We start from the raw sequence: 18,018 nt of genomic DNA, 5'->3' as shown, positions 1-18,018 counted from the left end.
AGGGCGTAGGCTGGGTAACTGGTGCGAGGGTTCAAATCCCTCCTTCTCCGCCAAGATCTCAAGAAATTGAGATCTTTTTTATTTTGTAATTTAGACAGGTTAACTATTGGTTAATCTGTCTTTTTTTATTTTTTGCTCTGAATAACTTTATTTGACAGATGACAAAATCTTTACTATACTATTTCTTAATTAGTAAATTAGTAATTTAGTAAATTACTAAAATTAAAGGAGATGATACTATGAGTAAATCAAATGAAATTAGTAAGGAAAGAAAAAAGGAACTTCAAAAGGAATATAAATTAACTAAACCTGATATGGGGATATATATAATAAGATGTGAAAAGTTAAATAAATGCTATATAGACTATGATGCTAATCTTTATGGGATAAACAATGGTATTCTAATGAGACTTCAAACTGGATGGCACCCAAATAAGATTCTACAAAAAGATTTTAATGAACTAGGGGTGGATGAATTTAAGATTGAAGTGCTTGATAAACTTGAATATAGTAAAGATGAGACTAAAGTAGATTATAGTGATGACTTAAGAGAGCTTCGTGAGACATGGAAAGAAGAACTTATTAAAGAGTATGGAGAGGTAGTAATACTATATCCTAAAAAATAGGGGATTGATTTATACTTAGATATATGATAGAATATAATATGTCGAGCATGCGTTGATAGCTCAGCTGGATAGAGTAGCTGGCTACGAACCAGTTGGTCGGGGGTTCGAATCCCTCTCAGCGCACCAAAAACCCTAGAAGTTATAAGCTTCTAGGGTTTTTATTTATATTAACTTTAAAGTTATTTAATCTGTTTGCGATATTGAGTAGGAGTATAGTTAGTAAATCGTTTAAATACCTTTGTAAAATAGCTTGGGTCATTAAAACCAACTAGATTCATAATTTCAGATATGGATGTATTTGTGTTTCGTAGAATACTTGATGCTTCTATAATTCTATACTGCATAAGGTATTCAAAAGGTGACATTTTTAAGTATTTTTTAAAGCATCTACAACACTCTGATTTACTAATATGAACCGTTTGAGAGATATCTTCAAGGGTAATATTCTTTGAGAAATTATTATGAATGAACTCAAGCATCACTTTAATTCTTTCCCCTTCATATTTGTTAATTGTAGATTTTAAATTTAAGTTTGGAATTAAGTTCTTAGCTAAAGTTAACCATAAACTACATAAGAAATTTTTTATTGAAAGCTCATATCCAAAATCACTTTTTTCATAGGAATCATATATTTCAAATAAATTAGTAATCATATCTTTTTTCCAGCTAATAGTATTATCTAAAATCATAAAATGAACATTATTATTATTTACAATAGGGTATATATACTTCCTATCTATGAGAGATAACTTATGTCCACCTATTAAAGTAGTGTTAAAGGCTATGTTAATTACAATACTTCCTTGAGTAACTGGTTTCATTTGATGAAGAATATTTGAATTAATAAAAACCCCATTTCCCTCTGATAATTTAAATGACTTATCTAAAAAGAAAAATTCAACAGTACCTTTTTTCACAACTGAAAACTGTACTTCTTTATGCCAATGCCAGCGAATAAAACCTATATCATATTTACATAGATCATCATAAAAAACCTCCAAGGGAAATTCAAATGAACCATAGTCCATTTCTGACTGTAAATTACTATCAACATTTAATCTATTTAATTGCATATTAAAAACCTCGCTAATATAGTTTTAATTTATGACAACATATTTATGGTTTATAGCTAGTTTATCATAATATAATTATATATGTAGGATATAGTTAAAGTAATAATAGTTAGATAAATTAGATAGAAGGCTTTATAAACTATATTGAAGGGAGGAATGAAAATGGATATTTTAGAATGTATTAATAGTAAAAGAAGTATTCGTGCATATACAGATGAGATTATACCTGAAGAAACTTTAAATAATATTATTAAACTTGGCACAAAGGCATCAACAGGTTCAGGACAAGAGCCATGGGGATTTGTAGTTATTCAAGATAAAGATGAAATAGATTCATTATCTGAAATAACAAAGAAATATCTTTTAGAGAATATGGAGAAATATCCTTATTTAAATCAATATGAAAGTTGGTTAACTAATCCAAGGTTCAGCGTTTTTAATCATGCAAACACACTACTAATTATTTATGGAAATACAGAATCACACTGGCATGTTTATGATTGTAGCCTTGCAGCAGGTAATATAATGCTAGCAGCTCATAGTATGGGGATTGGAACCTGTTGGATTGGATTTGCGGAACATACTTTAAATACAAAGGAATTTAAGGGAAAATACAATGTGCCAGAACAATATGAGCTAGTTTGTCCTATGAGCATAGGGTATATGAAAGCTAAGTTAGCACCACCAAATAGAAAGAAACCTATAATATTTAATAAGTAATGGAAAAGACAATGTTAAAACGAGTTGCCCCATTTTTGGCTATTCTGGCAGGCTGTATGTGGGGTTCGGTAGGTTTCTTTGTCAGGCATCTAAGTACCCTGAACTTAAGTAATATGACAATAGTGGAAAGTCGTATGGGCGGTGCAGCGATAATGCTGGTTGTTGGTCTGTTAATCTATGATAGAAATTTATTAAAAATTAAACTAAAGGATTCTTGGTGTTTTATTGGGACAGGTATTCTTAGTATGGCATTTTTTAATTATTGCTACAATGCTGCTATTAATATAACATCTCTTTCATTGGCTGCAATTCTTCTTGCAACTGCTCCAATTTTTGTTATTTTACTTTCAAGGATAATATTTGGTGAGAAAATCACAAGCATAAAGTTGAAGTCACTTATTCTTGCTCTTATAGGATGTGTATTTGTTAGCGGTATATTTGATGGAGGAGCATCCTTTTCTTTATTAGGTATATTGCTAGGAATTGCCTCAGGAATTGGCTATGCCCTATACAGTATATTCTCTCGTTTCGCCATGAATAAAGGTTATAGTTCATTAACAATAAATGCCTATAGCTTTATCTTTGCTACTATCGGAGGGGCATTTTTCTCTGACTTTGATCTATTAGGAAAAGCATTGATTAAGTCACCTTTATCATTAGGAGGATTTTTATTTTTGCACGCCTTAATTGCTTCAGTAGCACCTTATGTTTTATTTACATTTTCATTAAAATATATGGATACTGGGGGTGCATCAATATTAGCATCCTGTGAACCCGTAACTGCAACTTTGCTTGGGCTGATGATTTATAAAGAAATTCCCTCTGTGCTTTCTATAATTGGTATAGCACTTGTACTAGTAGCTTTAGCACTTCTAAGTAACCCAAGTAAAAAACATATTTCTCATAACTAGCAAATATGAACTAACCAAAATATTATATTTTATATTAAAAAAACCAGGATAATATATTAAAAAAATATTATCCTGGTTTTTTTAATATATATGATGAATTTAAGAAATAATACTATTATATAAACATATAGTAAGGAGATTCTTAAGATGAAAAATATTTTAGGTTATTATTTAATGCCGCACCCTCCAATTATTATTCCTGACATAGGAAAGGGAGAAGAGCAAAAAATTCAGAAGACTATAGATGCTTGTAAAACCGTTGGGGAAGAAATCGCTAATTTTAAGCCAGAGACAATAGTAGTTATAACTCCCCATGCAACCAGATTTCCAGATGCCATAGCTATTTCTCACGAAGATAGAATTTCAGGTGACTTAAGCCAGTTTGGATGTAGTCATATAAAAATGGATGTTCCTATAGATAGAGAATTTAATGAGAGTTTAAATCATGCTTGTAAGCTAGAAGAAATACCAACAACCCTAGTAGATACAGAGTTACTAGGAAGGTATAATCATGATTTAAGTCTAGATCATGGAACAATGGTTCCTTTGTATTTTGTTAATAAGCATTATAATGACTATAAATTAGTACACATTACATATTCAGCTTTAGGTGATATTAATCTATATAAATTTGGAATGCAGATACAAAACATTGCAAAGGATTTAGGAAGAAATATCGTAGTAATAGCAAGTGGAGATCTTTCACATGCACTTAAGGAAGATGGACCATATTCTTATTCAGAATATGGAGCAAAATTTGATAATGAAATTTTATGGCATCTTGAAAATGGTAATGTAACTTCATTATTTAATATGGATGAGACTATGGTTAAAGAGGCTGCACAATGCGGACTAAACTCTGTAAATATTCTTGTAGGTTCTCTAGAAGGCAAGGAATTTAAAGGTGATATTCTATCATATGAAGGACCTTTTGGAGTAGGATACGCAGTTATAAAGTTTCAAAGAGAAGAAATAGAAACTAGTGGTCTATATATGTTAACAAGATCTAAGATGGAGAAGAACGAGGGAAATTTAGATGAAGGAAATCCCTATACAAATCTAGCTAGAGAAAGTTTAAAGTATTATTTTAAACATGGGGAAATGATGGAGGATATCTCTAATTTACATAGTGAGCTTCTAAATCAGAAACATGGAGTTTTTGTATCATTAAAGAAGTTAGATTCTCTTAGAGGGTGCATAGGCACTATATTACCAGCTACTAATTCTGTTGGCAAAGAAATAATAAGAAATACTGTAGCAGCAGCCTTTAAGGACCCAAGATTCCCACCTCTAGATGATTATGAACTGGATAATGTAGATATATCTGTTGATGTAATTATGGATGCAGTACCAGCAAGTAGAGATGAGCTTGATCCAAAGAGATATGGAGTTATAGTTAGTAAAGGAGATAGGGTAGGACTTTTATTACCTGATCTTGAAGGAGTAGACACTGTTGATAAACAATTAAGTATTGCTTGTAATAAAGCAGTGATAAGTCCTAATGATGATTACACCATAGAAAAGTTCGAAGTTATAAGATATAAAGAAAGTAAATAGAGGATGGACTCTAAAGTTTTATTTTATGAAATTAGATGATAAAACTAATTAACAGCTAGTGGGCTATCGGTTCCAATCCCTAGCAATATACAAAAAACCCTTTAACATTAATTGTTAGAGGGTTTTTATGTTTAGCATGTTATTGATTCAACTTTTCCTACAATTTCATCTGAGCAATTTAATAATACATCTTCAATTGTTTTAGCCTCATTATCTCCAGAAGGTCCATTATAGTATAAGGTGCTATACTTAATTATTTGCAGTTCATCATCTGCCAATGGATTTCCTGATTCTTTATTTATATCATCTATATAATTTGCACCTATAACTTCAAAATCTAGAAGGGTCTCTTTTCTGCTAATAACAGTATCATATTCGTATTTTTTAACCTTCATAATAGCATCTATTATAGCGCAAAGTAATAATCTATCCTTATTAATGGAATCATTAGAGTTTTTGAAAAGTGGAGTGTTTATATAATTTTCAATTATACTATCTATAGCCTTTAATACTCCAACCGTGTGGGCAATTAGTCCTTTTTTAGTATCTCCGTTATTTTTATCGAAGAAAGAATATGTAATGAAATCATTCCATCTTTTTTCATTGCTACCGAATGCTCCTGTAGCAGCTATAGCTATTTTCTTGTATTTTTCTTCTAAGGAGTTAATTTTATCGATAAAATATCCTGTAACTTCATTAGGTGCATTATAACTTGGAGCTAATATGTTAATGTCTATATTGTCCCTTGATTTAGATAAGTCTACATTGGTTAATTCAATTTTATTACGATGGTCTCTTTTAGTACCTTCTACATTAACTATATCACCTATGTTAAATGATTGATTGTTGTACTCAAAGCTATTACATACAGGGAAAGTAATGTTTCCTGTAGCATCTTGAATTGTAAATAGGATATAAGGATTATCATCATTCTCTCTAACTACATCTTTGTTAGTTATAAGACCGATGATATTTAATAAGCTACCATCCTCTATTTCTTTTATTTCATTAATTTTCATAAAACTACTCCCCTTTTAAAAGTTCTAATACGGTATACAAATAAGAGTATAGCGTAGTTAATTAGGAAGATACAAGTATTTTTAAAGTATATATAAAATATGTATAATTAAGAAGATACATATTAGATTATGTTAAAAGCAAGTGTTAAACTTGCTTTTTTTATATGTAATCTAATCTCATCAAAAATATATAGGATATTTGATATTACAGGCTAGATATAGCCTGTTTGTTAAATGGGTTAAATGTCATATAATCGAATATAGGAGATGATTTTATGCAATATTTTAACATACTAAATCAAATAATAGTTCTATTTCTAATCATGGGAGTAGGGTATGTAGCAGCAAGATTTAAGGTTATATCACAGGAGGTAAATGTAGGTTTATCTAAGATTTTGATTAATATTACCTTACCATTTATGGTTATAGCCTCATTTAACTTTAAGTTTTCACAGAAGATGCTAAGTTCAGGTCTAATACTATTTGCTTTGACATTTATAGTCCATGGAGTATTAGCATTAGTTAGTTTAATGCTTTTTAGAAAATGTGATAGTGGAAAGAAAAGTGTTTTAAGATTTATGACTGTATTTTCTAACTGTGGATATATGGGATATCCTCTTGCTCATAGTGTCTATGGAAGTGAGGGAGTATTTTATACAGCTATCTATAATGTAGTATTTAATATTTTCCTTTGGACAGTAGGAGTTATGCTTTTCCAAAAAGAAAAGAGGAAGGGTTTATATAAAAAGGTATTTAAAAACCCTGGTATGATAGCAGTATTTATAGGAATGATTATATTTATATTCTCTATTAAGTTACCATTTGCAGTTTCTAATACAATAAGCCTTATAGGGTCAATGACGGCACCGCTTTCAATGATAATTATAGGGGTAAGCCTTTATGATGTGAATCTTAAAACGGCATTTAAGGGAATAGAGTATTACGGCGCATCTTTAATGAGATTAGTAATTACTCCTTTAGCTATATATGCAGTTTTGAGTTTACTTGGTTTTACAGGAATAATTTTAGGTATATCTGTACTTTTATCTGCTATGCCAGCTGCAGCAACTACAGTAACATTTGCACAGATATATGAGGGAGATGTTGAAAGTGCATCTAAAATAACGGTTGTTACAACAATTCTTTCAGCTGTTACCCTACCACTGATTATGTTGCTAGTTTAGTCATGTATGTAGCATGCCTATAAATCTCGAGATCTTCGAGAAGAAATTCTAGCTTATAAAAATATCCTTAGTCTAAGTGTGATATATTAATCGCCTCCCTTGGCGGTATCCCACTAAGATTAAGGATATTTTTTTAGGATAAGAATTTTTACCTCTTGGTATAGGTAGGCTACACAAGTTTGATACAGTTATAGACAATAATGTAAAAAAAATGTGTGCTATACTTTAGTTTATAATTTATTTAAGAGTAGTTGAATATTATCAAATAAAAAGGGGTGATAGTATGAATATAAAGATAAAAAAGAGCATTTTAATTTTAAGTATAGCAGCGATATTAATTGCAATTGTATATGTACAAATTAACACAAAGAAAATCTACAATATGACGGAAAAACACTTAATAGAAAATAGAGGATATAAAAAGAGTGATATAAGTAAAATAGAGGTTAAATATTATTTTATAAATCGTATATTAAGTTATGAAGAATGGATTATAAGTGTAGTATTTAAAGATGAGCCTAAAGTAAAATATTCATACTCCTATAGGGATAATAAAATATCTCAAGGGGGAGCCTCAGGAAGACTTGATGATGGAATTTATGATCATAGCGAAAGTCCTGGATATAAAAATATGATAGTAGCCGGGAATTATATTAAAAAACATGGGTACACTATTTTTAAGCTATTTGCAGAGGTGGACAGGTATAAGTTAGATGGAAGTATGTTTAAGAATACTAAAGATAATATTAAATATAAGCAAGTGTGGAGTGTCCAAGGAGTTAAACCTGATCATTACTTTGGAAAGGAAGTAGTAGTCATGGGTTTTAAGGTAAGAAATCATCCACTTCAAAAAAGAGATATTAATGCTAAGGAAGGTGTAAACCTATACGTAATGATAGTAGATGGTAAGGCAATAGGAGGATACTCGTTACCTACTTTAGATACAGTAGGAGGCTTCTATTCAATAGATGGCAAAACAGCAGAGGAATTAAAAAGTGGAAATATTAAGCCTGTTTTATGATATGGCATTTATATATTAGGGAAAAAGAAATTAAAAAGTAATGAGGATGGGGATATATATGAATAACATTAATATTAAAGTAATTCTAGTTATATTGGCTTTTTTATCACTATTTATAATAGTCAATCGTTACATAGGTAAAAGAGTAGCTATTGGATTACAAAGTATTCGTCTATTAAACACAAAGGTATTTTGGATAATATTTTGGATAATTGCCTTTTCCTATATTATTGCTAATCTTTTAAAAGCCTTTTTACCTAGTTTTATATCTAATTTGTTATTATATGTAGGTTCCTATTATATAGCGATACTAGCCTATTTAATTCTTATTTTTCCTATTATAGATATTGTGAAATTTTTAAATTCAAGATTTAATTTTCTTCCTAAGGGCAATCAATTTAGCAGTATACTAAACTTATCAATAACCATTTTTATAATTGTATTTATTGGAGTATTGCTAAGTTATGGTACATGGAGTGGTAGGAGTTCCTACGTTAAAAATTATGATATAAAGTTATCTAAAGATTTAAAGGATAATAAGTTAAAGGTTGTACTACTTTCTGATATTCATCTTGGGAGCTATATAGGCAAAGAGAGATTAAAGACTATGGTAAATGAAGTAAATACAATTAAGCCAGATGTGGTACTTATTGCTGGAGATTTAATAGATAGTTATTTACAGCCTTTTATTGATGATAATTTAGCTGAGGGGTTAGGGAAAATCAAGAGTAGATATGGAACATACCTAGCATTAGGTAATCATGACTTTATGACTAATAAGGTAGATCAGTTAACTAATGAATTAGAAAGTAATGGTGTAAAGGTTCTTAGAGATGAATTTAATCTTATAAATGATAGCTTTTATATAGTAGGGAGAGATGATGTGTCAGTAAGTAGGTATGGTAATAAAAGAAAAGATTTAAGTACTATACTTAAAAATGTAGATAAAACTAAGCCCATTATAGTTATTGATCATACTCCAAAGGATTTAAAGGAGCCATATAATGAAAAGATTGATCTTCAGGTATCTGGACATACACATAGAGGACAGTTTGCTCCTTTTAACTTAGTAACTAGCAAAATATTTGAGTTGGATTATGGTTATATGAAAAAGGATTCTTTTAACGCAGTAATTTCATCAGGATACGGTACCTGGGGACCACCAATAAGAATAGGTAGTAGGTCAGAAATAGTGCAGATAAACTTAGAGGGCAAATAGTTATTCTAAAGTTTCATACTTCATTAAAATAATAAAAGGTGATATAAAGCATTCATATGAAATGACTTATATCACCTTTATAGTTAATTTAATTAGTTTTCTAAATATTAATTACAGAAAAAGTTCAATTTATAAATAGAATTACTGTGCTCTATTTATAATTCTTAGCCAAGTGCTCTATTTATAAGAGCTACCCATGTATTAGGCCCAGCGATACCATCTACTGATAGACCTACTCTACTTTGGAAACTTCTCAATGTATTATATGTTTCTGCTCCAAATACACTATCTGTATCTATTTGAGTTCCTCCAAATTTTCTTGCATACAAATTCAATAATATTTGCAACCCATGTACGGGATTGCCGGTTCTTATATAGGTGTATCCTACGTATGTAGTTTTGATATTAAAACTATAATATTTTGAGCCAGATACATAAAGGTATCCATCTTTAGAAGAAACAAAGTACATCTCATCTGCAGCTTGTGCTGATATGCCATAGGTATCAAAGTTTTCAGATGGTATAAATATCTCATCTGTAGGTGATGGAGTAACTCCAGCTGACTTACAGTTTAAGTCATGTTTATCTTTTACTTTTTTTGGTGCATCCTTATATTTGAATGTTTTACCACAAATTGTAGCACTTTTATTGTCTATTGTACTTGTAATATCTGTGTTTTTAGAATCTATATTATTCTTTATTTTAGCAAAAGCTGTAGCTGTCATAGAAACTCCAGTAATTAGTCCACATAAAAATAATGCTATAGTCTTTTTTGCATAATTTATCATTTTAATAAAACCCTCTTTCCTATTTTCATAAAAAATCTAAATATCCTACATGTTTTGCATCTACTGAGTTAATAGACATTCCTAAAGCTGATTTTAGAAACAAAAACAAAGTCTACACTAGAGTGAAATATAAAAGGCTCATTCAAGTAAATTTCAAATAAAACACCTCCAATACAATTAGTTACACAATATAATAACATAGTTTTACATTATTTCAAATAGTTTCAAGAATCAACATATATAGTGTATATTATAATAGAATGTGAAATTTTATGTAATTATTGACAAAATATTCTATATATCATATAATTCTTATAAAAAGAATGGGAATTATGTGATATATATTTAAAGGGGGAGTTTAGATGAAAAAATTACTAAGTTTATTTCTAATATTAGTAGTTGTATTAGGAGGCTCATTAGTAGGTTGTAAACAACAGGAAAAGGAAACAGCATCTAATACAAGTTCTACTACTGATAAAGTAGAAAAAAATGAAAATGTAGACATACCAGTTACTTTAAAGGATAAGGAAGTTAAAATAGCTGTTATTCGTAAGATTGGTGGAGATGATCATACTGCTCAATTTTTAGCAGGGGCTAAAAAAGAAGGAGAGCGTCTTGGGGTAATAGTTAATACATTTAGCGCTAATGGGGATACTACTAAATTTCATGATTCTATAGCTCAAGCTATAGAGAAGGATTATGATGGTTACATAATTTCACATGGGGATGATAAGGGAACTGTTGATTATGTTAAGAAAATCAGAGATAAGGGAAAAGCAGTTGTAACATTTGATTCAAATCCTGAGATATCAAAGATTGATGGGGTTACTTTAACATCACAGGATGATGAATCACTTGCACTTTTATCATTTAAAAAACTTATTCAAGATCATAATGGAAAGGCTAATATAGCATATCTGTGGGTAGATGGTTTCCCACCTATGGTAAATAGAAATAGAATTTATGAAGATCTTAAGGAAAAGTACCCAGATATTAAGGAAGTTGAAAGATGGGGAGTTGCAGCAGCAGATACATCAGTACAAACTCAAAATGCTGTAAGTGCTATACTTTCAAAGTATCCAAAGGGAAAACTTGATGCTATATATGCTACGTGGGATGCCTTTGCTATAGGAGCAACTCGTGCGGTTAAGGAAGCTGGACGTAGTGAAGTTAAGATATATGGTATAGATGTATCAAATGCTGATCTACAAGCTATAAGTGAAGAGGGTAGTCCTTGGATTTCAACAGCAGCTGTTGATCCAAAGCTAGTTGGAGCAGTTAACCTAAGAATAGTTATGAAAAAACTTGCAGGTGAAATGACACCTAAGTTCTATGATTTAGAGGCATCACTAATTAATAAGGATTCATTAACAGGAAGTAAAAATGTTAATATGGAGAATTTATCACAGTTCATAAAAGGTTTTGGTGTATCAAGTGCCTTTGATGAACCATGGATGAACAAGTTAAAAGAAGAGAATAAAAAGTAAAATCAGACTGATGACTTTGTCTACAAGTTAGTTAATACGATACCCCTGTAAAATTAAGATTTTACAGGGGTATTAAAGATTATAGGGAAGAGGTGATATAGTGGATCTTTTAATGAAGGATATAGAAATAGAGTTTTCTGGATTTAGGGCTCTAAAGAGTGTAGAGTTTCAAGCTAAATCAGGATGTGTAACATCACTTGTAGGTGCAAATGGAGCTGGAAAATCAACTCTTATGAAGATTTTATCAGGGGTATACCCACACTATAGTGGGAAAATATTTATTGGTGATAATGAAGTAAATATAAAAGGGCCAAATGAATCGAAGGAAAGTGGAGTACAAATAGTAGCTCAAGAGGTTGATACTGCACTTATTCCCTATTTAACAGTAGGTGAGAATATAATGCTGGAGTATTACTTAAGTGGCTTAAAAGGTAAGGTGTTTGTAGATTATAAGTATATTCATGAATCCTCACAAAGACTTCTAGATAAAATAGGCATAGATTTAAATACAAAGGATAAGGTAGAAAATTTAACTCTTGCCCAAAAGCAAATGGTTCTAATAGCTAGAGCTTTAAGTAGAAAGTGTAAATTTCTAATACTTGATGAGCCTACAGCACCACTTAGTACTGTTGAAAGTGAGAAGCTTTTTAGCATTATAGATGATTTGAAGGAGAATGGCGTTGGAATTATATTTATATCCCATAGGCTAAGGGAAGTTATGAAAATATCAGACAGTATAGTTGTTCTAAGGGACGGATATGTATCAGGTGTTTTGAACCCTAGCAGTGTAGATGAAAAGGATATAACGAAGCATATGATAGGAGAGAAGCATTACCAAAGTTATAGTAGTGAGGAAAGTGTAAAGGATGAAGTTGCCTTTGAAGTTAGGAATCTTAGGGATAAGTTCCTAAAGGATATTAATATGACACTTAAAAAAGGTGAAATACTAGGAATCGCAGGACTTGTTGGGGCAGGGAAGACTGAACTTTGTAAAGCCTTATTTGGATGTAGACAAGCGGTAGTAGGTGAGATTTATAAAGACGGTAAAAAGGTAGTAATTAAGTCGCCGAGGAATGCTGTAAACAAAGGAATTGCACTTATTCCTGAGGAGAGAAGGAAAGAGGGAATACTTGTAGATGAGGATATCTCGGTTAATCTAACTTCTGTTAACTTAGATGAATTCACATCATATGGATTTATAAATATAAATAAAATTAAGGAAAAATCCTATGAAATGATAAATGCTCTATCTATAAAAACAAGAGATGAAAAAACAAAGTTAAGATATTTATCAGGTGGTAATCAACAAAAAGTAGTTATAGGTAAGTGGATTCTAAAAGACTGTGATGTTTATATATTTGATGAGCCAACTAAGGGGGTAGATATAGGGGCTAAGGAAGAAATATTTGCCCTTATAGGAGAGCTTTCAAAAAAGGGTAAGGCTATTATATACGCATCATGTGAAATAGGGGAAATTCTATCAATAACAAATAGAATGTATGTTATGTATGATGGAAAAATACAAAGAGAATTAGTATCAAGTAAAACAACAGAGGAAGAAATCCTATTATACTCAACAGGGGGAAAAGTTAATGAAGGTTAATGAGGTTTTAGTACATAAAAGAAATATAAGTTTGTTTGATTTATGTTATAAATATGGAACCATATTTATAACCCTAGGACTGTTTTTAATATTTAGTATTTTCGTAGATAATTTTTTAAACGTGGATAACGTAATAAATATACTTCGTTCAATTTCAATTGTAACAATAATTGCTATAGGAGTTACAGTATCACTAACAGTTGGGGGATTTGACCTATCCGTTGGAAGTACCGCATCTATAGCAAATGGGGTATGTGTTTCATTATTTATATGGTATTCAATTGATACCCTAGGTTCTATATTTGTAGCATTAGCTGCTGGTACATTAGTTGGGGTAATAAATTCTATATTAATATCTAAGATAAAGTCAAATGATATGCTAATAACTCTTTCTACTATGTTTATATTTCAAGGGGTAGCAAGTACATATACAAAGGGTGCTGTTATTTCAGAGAATATGATAATGAAAAACGGAGATGTAGCAGCTGGGCACATTACTGATGCCTTCAAGGTAATTGGTAAGGTTCCTATGATAATAATTATAATGCTTGTGGTAGTAGCCATAGTTCATGTACTACTTACAAAAACAAAGTATGGTAGAGTTATGTACATAATAGGTGGAAATGTAGAAGCGGCCTACCTTTCAGGAATAAACGTTAATAAGTATAAGACACTTGCATATATATTATCAGCTTTTTTCGCATCACTTGGGGGAATTATACTTGCATCTAGAGTTCAAGTAGCGGAAATAAATGCAGGGGCACCATATTTAATGGATGCTGTTGCAGCGGCTTATATAGGGTTTTCTGTTTTTGGTGAGGGGAAACCTAATGCATTTGGAACATTTGTAGGTGCTGTTTTAATTGGGATACTTCAAAACGGGCTTATTATGCTATCTGTACCTTATTATTCTATGGATATAATAAAGGGCTTAGTTTTAGCCGTTGCACTTATAGTTACTTATTATAGAAAAAAGTAAATTAAATTTATTATAAAAAATTACCCCTAGGACTTTAGTCCTAGGGGTAATTTTTCTGGAGAAGTTAAAGTATTTATTTAGTCAAGTTCCTTTAGAACTGCACTGTCTATCTTTTGCTTTGTACCTGCCCAAGCGCTAAAGCTTACATTGTAGTTTTTAGCCTTAGTGTATCCTGCGGCTTGAAGCATCATTGCTGCAAATCCTGATCTTATTCCACCTGTACAGTATGTAATAACTTCATCTGAAGTCTTAAATCCCTTTGCTTCAACTCTTGCTCTGATTTGAGCTGGAGTTAGAAGTTTTCCATCTTTATTATAGAAATCTTTAAACCATATATGTTTAGATTCTGGAATTCTACCCTTTGATGCTTCACCATAATTTTTAGTTCCAGCACGTTCTTCATCTTCTCTTACATCAAGTATGTTAACCTTACCTAGGTTATTTGCAACATACTTTGTATCAACTATTAGTTCGTTGTTTGGCTTAGGAGTAGGTCCTTTAACTTCTTTAACGTTTGTCTTTTCCTTAGTTAGCTCTCCACCAGCCTCAGTCCATGCCTTAGTTCCACCGTTAAGTATGTATGTATTATTAAGTCCGAATAATCTAAGAGTCCAAAGTTGACGTCCTTCATCTCCCCAACTTGTTGCTGGGTCGTTATATATAACTACAGGCTTAGTACCATCTATTCCAAGTTTACCGAATATAGCACTTAGTTTATCATTTGGAAGTACCTTTGCCCAATCACCGCTATCTTGTTTTGCATCCATGTTAGCCCAATCTTGCCAAGCAGCTTGTACCGCATTTGGAATATGTCCCTTATCGTAATCTTCCTTTGAACGAGCATCAATAATTACTACTTTATCAGCATCAGCTTTAAGCTTATCTACAGAATATACGTAACTATCAAAACGTTCCTTATCTCCTGGAAGTTCCTTAGTATTACTTGGAGCTTCTAGTACAGCTGAGTCATTTCCCTTTGTTCTTATTTCTCTTTTGCCATCTGCTACCTTAGTTTCCTTTGATGATTGTGATGATGTATCAACAGAAGCCTTGTTATCACATCCAGCGAAACCACCAATAACTATTAGTGCAAATAAAATTAATGATATTATTTTATTTCTTTTCATGTTACCCCCCATATTTTATACAAAAATTTGTACGTCGGTTTAATTTTACATATTAGTGGATTAAATGTAAATATATACATAAGTCAAATAGAAAGTTCGCATAAAGAAGGTGTTAATTATAACTTCTATCTATTTATTTTATATTGTTTTTATTTACTATGTATGATGTATAGAGTGTACAGTAAGAATCCTCTATAAGTCTTTCTAGAGGATGTTTTTATTAAATAAACTTTTAAGATACACTAGTAAGTATGAATAGCAGCACTAATATACTGCTAATTATGAAGGCTAAGTTGATATATGAAATTGGTGTTAAATGATGTAATTATGTGACTTGTATGGTAATATATAACTGCATGGTGGATTAAGCTATAAATATAAGTTAATTTTTTAGGAGGTTACTATGTTTGAAGTTTCCAATGTAACAAAGCGTTACAGAAAGCTTAAGGCTAATGATAACATCAGCTTTAAGGTTAATGACGGAGAAATTGCAATACTTCTTGGGCCTAATGGGGCGGGTAAGTCTACTATCATAAAAAGTATAGCAGGACTGCTTAGATTTGAAGGTGACATAAAAATATGTGGACATAACAATAGGTCTATTGAGGCTAAAAGGGCACTTGGATATATTCCTGAGATGCCAGCTGTATATGACCTTTTAACAGTTGGTGAGCATTTAGAGTTTATCGCTAGGGCATATGAATTAAGGGATTATGAGGAATATGCACAGGAGCTACTTAAAAGGTTTGATCTACTAGATAAAAAGGACAAGCTAGGTAAGGAATTATCTAAGGGAATGCAGCAAAAGGTGAGTATTTGCTGTGGAGTTCTTCACAGACCAAGAGTTGTTATTTTTGATGAACCTATGGTAGGGCTTGATCCACACGCTATTAAGGAACTTAAGTTATTATTTCAAGAGATGAAAAATGATGGTGCATCTATTCTAATTAGTACCCACATGATTGATAGTGTTGAGGAAAATTGGGACTCTGCTTATATAATGGTTAAGGGTTCTATTAAGGTAACTAAGTATAATAAGGGGGATACAGAAGGTGAAACCCTTGAGGAACTTTTCTTCTCAATTACTGAGGGGGATGGTGATAGGTAGTGAAAAGTTTAGGTTACTTATTAATTACTACTATGAAGAACTTTATTAAGGATCTGAAAAACAATCCTGCAAAAATAGTTGTTTATATAGTATTTATTTTGCTTTTAGGTTCTGTAATATTTTCAAGAAATAGTGTAACTACAGGGAAAAATTTTAGAGATATATCAGAATTATATGCTATAATTTTTGCCCTATATGCCTCTGTTTTTCTATTAGGGTGTTTAAAGGGTTTTTCATCCGGGGCAAGTTTCTTTTCTATGGCAGACGTAAATATATTATTTTCTACTCCTATATCATCTAAGAAGATACTTGTTTATGGACTATTTAAACAAATAGGTACATCACTACTTGTTGGCTTCTTTCTGCTTTTTCAATATGGATGGTTAAATGCGAGTTATAATGTTTCCATAGGAGAGCTAGTTATTATACTTTTAGGGTATGGTATGGTTATGCTTTCATCACAGGTAACATCAATGGCTATTTATTCATATACAAGTGGCGATGAAAGTAGAAAAAGAATATTAAAGAGTATAATAATTTCACTATGTATACTAGTTTCAGTATATATCCTACTTCCTTTAATAGCTAATAGGGGAAATATAATAGGAAGTGCTGTTACCTCTATTAATTCAAGTGTTTTAAACTTTATACCTATTATAGGATGGGTTAAGTATGCTGTTGTAGGTGTACTAACTATGAATTATGCCAGCTTATTATTAGGTGTTGTAGCAACTATAGTGTATATAGCTTTAATACTAGTAGCTATAGTGAAGAGTAGAAGTAATTATTATGAAGATGTTTTAAAGGCGACAGAGGTATCCTTTAGTGCAATAACAGCTAAAAAGGAAGGCAAGGCAGGACAGGCTATTCCTATGAATGTTAAGGTAGGTAAAACTGGAATAGGAAAGGGCATTGGAGCTGATGTTTTCTTTCATAAGCATATGATAGAAAACAGAAGATCTAAGGTGTTTGTTTTAGATTTAACTTCACTACTTATGATTTTATTTTGTATAGTATTTGCGGTTATACTAGGTAAAGAAAATATAGGAGGAATATTCTCCTTTGCAACATATATGCAAATATTTACTGTATCACTAGGTAGATGGGGAAGAGAACTTATAAGTCCCTATGTATATATGATACCTGTAGATCCATTTAAAAAGCTTATTATGATATGTTTAGAAAGTGTTTATAAAATGTCTGCAGAGGCTATACTTTTATTTGTACCAATTGGAATGATAATTCATTTATCCTTTGGAGAGATTATAATTTGTATAATTGCAAGAATTGGATTTGGAATACTTCTTATGGCAGGGACTATTCTACAGCAGAGGGTATTTGGTTCAATTTTGAATAAGATTATAATTTTTATGCTTTATATTGTAGTAATGATTATTCTTAGTTTGCCAGGTATTGTTTTAGGTTATTTTATAGGTAGTATGATTAAATTTATACCTATTGTTTTCTCTATTCTTATAGGAACTGTAATTTCAAATTTACTTATATCCTTAATAATACTATATACTTGCAGAAATATACTAAACTATGCTGAACTTAATAATAGATAGTGTATATAACTATTAAGTTATTTAATAG

General features: G+C 31.1%; 16 protein-coding genes and 1 tRNA gene. 13 read left to right on the top strand and 4 right to left on the bottom strand.

The annotated features are described in order from the left end of the window. Window positions 1–239: 239 nt before the first annotated feature. The gene (locus CLCY_RS04695; RefSeq protein WP_048569979.1) at window positions 240–626 is read left to right on the top strand and encodes a GIY-YIG nuclease family protein; all 387 of its coding nucleotides are present in this window, start codon (window positions 240–242) and stop codon (window positions 624–626) included. Between the two features lie 49 nt (window positions 627–675). Continuing rightward, window positions 676–752, top strand: a tRNA-Arg gene (locus CLCY_RS04690). 53 nt (window positions 753–805) lie between these two features. Here CLCY_RS04690 and CLCY_RS04685 read toward each other — a convergent pair. Beyond that, window positions 806–1,699, bottom strand: a complete 894-nt coding sequence (locus CLCY_RS04685) for an AraC family transcriptional regulator (RefSeq protein WP_048569978.1) — start codon at window positions 1,697–1,699, stop codon at window positions 806–808. Between the two features lie 162 nt (window positions 1,700–1,861). Between CLCY_RS04685 and CLCY_RS04680 the strand changes: the two genes are divergently transcribed. From CLCY_RS04680 to amrA, 3 genes are all read left to right on the top strand, one after another. Further along, a complete protein-coding gene (locus tag CLCY_RS04680) occupies window positions 1,862–2,419 on the top strand; it encodes a nitroreductase family protein (RefSeq protein WP_048569977.1) in 558 nt (185 codons plus the stop codon). After that, window positions 2,419–3,330 (top strand): EamA family transporter, encoded by a 912-nt coding sequence (locus CLCY_RS04675; RefSeq protein WP_082141710.1) that lies wholly within the window; start codon window positions 2,419–2,421, stop codon window positions 3,328–3,330. Before CLCY_RS04680 ends, CLCY_RS04675 begins: the two co-directional genes overlap by 1 nt. A 147-nt stretch (window positions 3,331–3,477) precedes the next feature. Then, window positions 3,478–4,887, top strand: a complete 1,410-nt coding sequence (gene amrA, locus CLCY_RS04670) for an AmmeMemoRadiSam system protein A (protein WP_048569975.1) — start codon at window positions 3,478–3,480, stop codon at window positions 4,885–4,887. A gap of 131 nt (window positions 4,888–5,018) precedes the next feature. Here the strand turns inward: amrA and CLCY_RS04665 are convergent, their stop codons facing one another. After that, complete coding sequence (locus CLCY_RS04665) at window positions 5,019–5,906, bottom strand: single stranded DNA-binding domain-containing protein (RefSeq protein ID WP_048569974.1); 888 nt, start codon at window positions 5,904–5,906, stop codon at window positions 5,019–5,021. A 275-nt stretch (window positions 5,907–6,181) separates the two neighbouring features. Here CLCY_RS04665 and CLCY_RS04660 point away from each other — a divergent pair, with 275 nt between their 5' ends. From CLCY_RS04660 to CLCY_RS04650, 3 genes are all read left to right on the top strand, one after another. Then, on the top strand, window positions 6,182–7,090 hold the full coding sequence (locus CLCY_RS04660) for an AEC family transporter (protein ID WP_048569973.1): 909 nt from the start codon (window positions 6,182–6,184) through the stop codon (window positions 7,088–7,090). 283 nt (window positions 7,091–7,373) lie between these two features. After that, window positions 7,374–8,111 carry a DUF3139 domain-containing protein gene (locus CLCY_RS13310; RefSeq protein WP_053083263.1) on the top strand — a complete coding sequence of 246 codons (738 nt, stop codon included), beginning with the start codon at window positions 7,374–7,376 and terminating at the stop codon, window positions 8,109–8,111. A 58-nt stretch (window positions 8,112–8,169) separates the two neighbouring features. Further along, window positions 8,170–9,330 (top strand): metallophosphoesterase, encoded by a 1,161-nt coding sequence (locus CLCY_RS04650; RefSeq protein ID WP_048569972.1) that lies wholly within the window; start codon window positions 8,170–8,172, stop codon window positions 9,328–9,330. Window positions 9,331–9,494: 164 nt separating this feature from the next. Here the strand turns inward: CLCY_RS04650 and CLCY_RS13615 are convergent, their stop codons facing one another. Then, a complete protein-coding gene (locus CLCY_RS13615) occupies window positions 9,495–10,118 on the bottom strand; it encodes a peptidoglycan-binding domain-containing protein (protein WP_048569971.1) in 624 nt (207 codons plus the stop codon). 362 nt (window positions 10,119–10,480) lie between these two features. Here CLCY_RS13615 and CLCY_RS04640 point away from each other — a divergent pair, with 362 nt between their 5' ends. The 3 genes from CLCY_RS04640 to CLCY_RS04630 all read left to right on the top strand — a co-directional run bounded on the left by CLCY_RS04640 (window position 10,481) and on the right by CLCY_RS04630 (window position 14,187). Continuing rightward, a complete protein-coding gene (locus CLCY_RS04640; RefSeq protein WP_048569970.1) occupies window positions 10,481–11,605 on the top strand; it encodes a sugar ABC transporter substrate-binding protein in 1,125 nt (374 codons plus the stop codon). Between the two features lie 100 nt (window positions 11,606–11,705). Beyond that, on the top strand, window positions 11,706–13,208 hold the full coding sequence (locus CLCY_RS04635) for a sugar ABC transporter ATP-binding protein (RefSeq protein ID WP_242844935.1): 1,503 nt from the start codon (window positions 11,706–11,708) through the stop codon (window positions 13,206–13,208). Beyond that, window positions 13,198–14,187, top strand: a complete 990-nt coding sequence (locus CLCY_RS04630; protein WP_048569969.1) for an ABC transporter permease — start codon at window positions 13,198–13,200, stop codon at window positions 14,185–14,187. The genes CLCY_RS04635 and CLCY_RS04630 overlap by 11 nt, the downstream gene beginning before the upstream one ends. Before the next feature lie 77 nt (window positions 14,188–14,264). Here the strand turns inward: CLCY_RS04630 and CLCY_RS04625 are convergent, their stop codons facing one another. Beyond that, entirely contained in the window at window positions 14,265–15,314 is a 1,050-nt protein-coding gene (locus tag CLCY_RS04625; protein WP_048569968.1) for a sulfurtransferase, read from the bottom strand. A 403-nt stretch (window positions 15,315–15,717) separates the two neighbouring features. Between CLCY_RS04625 and CLCY_RS04620 the strand changes: the two genes are divergently transcribed. Together CLCY_RS04620 and CLCY_RS04615 are read left to right on the top strand one after the other, a co-directional pair. Further along, complete coding sequence (locus tag CLCY_RS04620) at window positions 15,718–16,422, top strand: ABC transporter ATP-binding protein (protein WP_048569967.1); 705 nt, start codon at window positions 15,718–15,720, stop codon at window positions 16,420–16,422. Then, the gene (locus CLCY_RS04615; RefSeq protein WP_048569966.1) at window positions 16,422–17,990 is read left to right on the top strand and encodes a putative ABC exporter domain-containing protein; all 1,569 of its coding nucleotides are present in this window, start codon (window positions 16,422–16,424) and stop codon (window positions 17,988–17,990) included. The genes CLCY_RS04620 and CLCY_RS04615 overlap by 1 nt, the downstream gene beginning before the upstream one ends. Window positions 17,991–18,018 lie beyond the last annotated feature (28 nt).

Origin of the sequence: Clostridium cylindrosporum DSM 605 (assembly GCF_001047375.1) — a bacterium.
GTDB classification, from domain to species: Bacteria; Bacillota; Clostridia; order Clostridiales; family Caloramatoraceae; genus Clostridium_AB; species Clostridium_AB cylindrosporum.
This window is presented reverse-complemented; position numbering and strand designations above follow the sequence as displayed.

What these genes read in the sequence shown, in the direction of transcription:
- CLCY_RS04685 (WP_048569978.1), bottom strand. Translation starts at nt 1,699, where the DNA reads ATGCAATTAAATAGATTAAATGTTGATAGTAATTTACAGTCAGAAATG.
- amrA (WP_048569975.1), top strand. Translation starts at nt 3,478, where the DNA reads ATGAAAAATATTTTAGGTTATTATTTAATGCCGCACCCTCCAATTATT.
- CLCY_RS04620 (WP_048569967.1), top strand. Translation starts at nt 15,718, where the DNA reads ATGTTTGAAGTTTCCAATGTAACAAAGCGTTACAGAAAGCTTAAGGCT.
- CLCY_RS04630 (WP_048569969.1), top strand. Translation starts at nt 13,198, where the DNA reads ATGAAGGTTAATGAGGTTTTAGTACATAAAAGAAATATAAGTTTGTTT.
- CLCY_RS04675 (WP_082141710.1), top strand. Translation starts at nt 2,419, where the DNA reads ATGGAAAAGACAATGTTAAAACGAGTTGCCCCATTTTTGGCTATTCTG.
- CLCY_RS04660 (WP_048569973.1), top strand. Translation starts at nt 6,182, where the DNA reads ATGCAATATTTTAACATACTAAATCAAATAATAGTTCTATTTCTAATC.
- CLCY_RS04650 (WP_048569972.1), top strand. Translation starts at nt 8,170, where the DNA reads ATGAATAACATTAATATTAAAGTAATTCTAGTTATATTGGCTTTTTTA.
- CLCY_RS04680 (WP_048569977.1), top strand. Translation starts at nt 1,862, where the DNA reads ATGGATATTTTAGAATGTATTAATAGTAAAAGAAGTATTCGTGCATAT.
- CLCY_RS04625 (WP_048569968.1), bottom strand. Translation starts at nt 15,314, where the DNA reads ATGAAAAGAAATAAAATAATATCATTAATTTTATTTGCACTAATAGTT.
- CLCY_RS04665 (WP_048569974.1), bottom strand. Translation starts at nt 5,906, where the DNA reads ATGAAAATTAATGAAATAAAAGAAATAGAGGATGGTAGCTTATTAAAT.
- CLCY_RS13615 (WP_048569971.1), bottom strand. Translation starts at nt 10,118, where the DNA reads ATGATAAATTATGCAAAAAAGACTATAGCATTATTTTTATGTGGACTA.
- CLCY_RS04640 (WP_048569970.1), top strand. Translation starts at nt 10,481, where the DNA reads ATGAAAAAATTACTAAGTTTATTTCTAATATTAGTAGTTGTATTAGGA.
- CLCY_RS13310 (WP_053083263.1), top strand. Translation starts at nt 7,374, where the DNA reads ATGAATATAAAGATAAAAAAGAGCATTTTAATTTTAAGTATAGCAGCG.
- CLCY_RS04695 (WP_048569979.1), top strand. Translation starts at nt 240, where the DNA reads ATGAGTAAATCAAATGAAATTAGTAAGGAAAGAAAAAAGGAACTTCAA.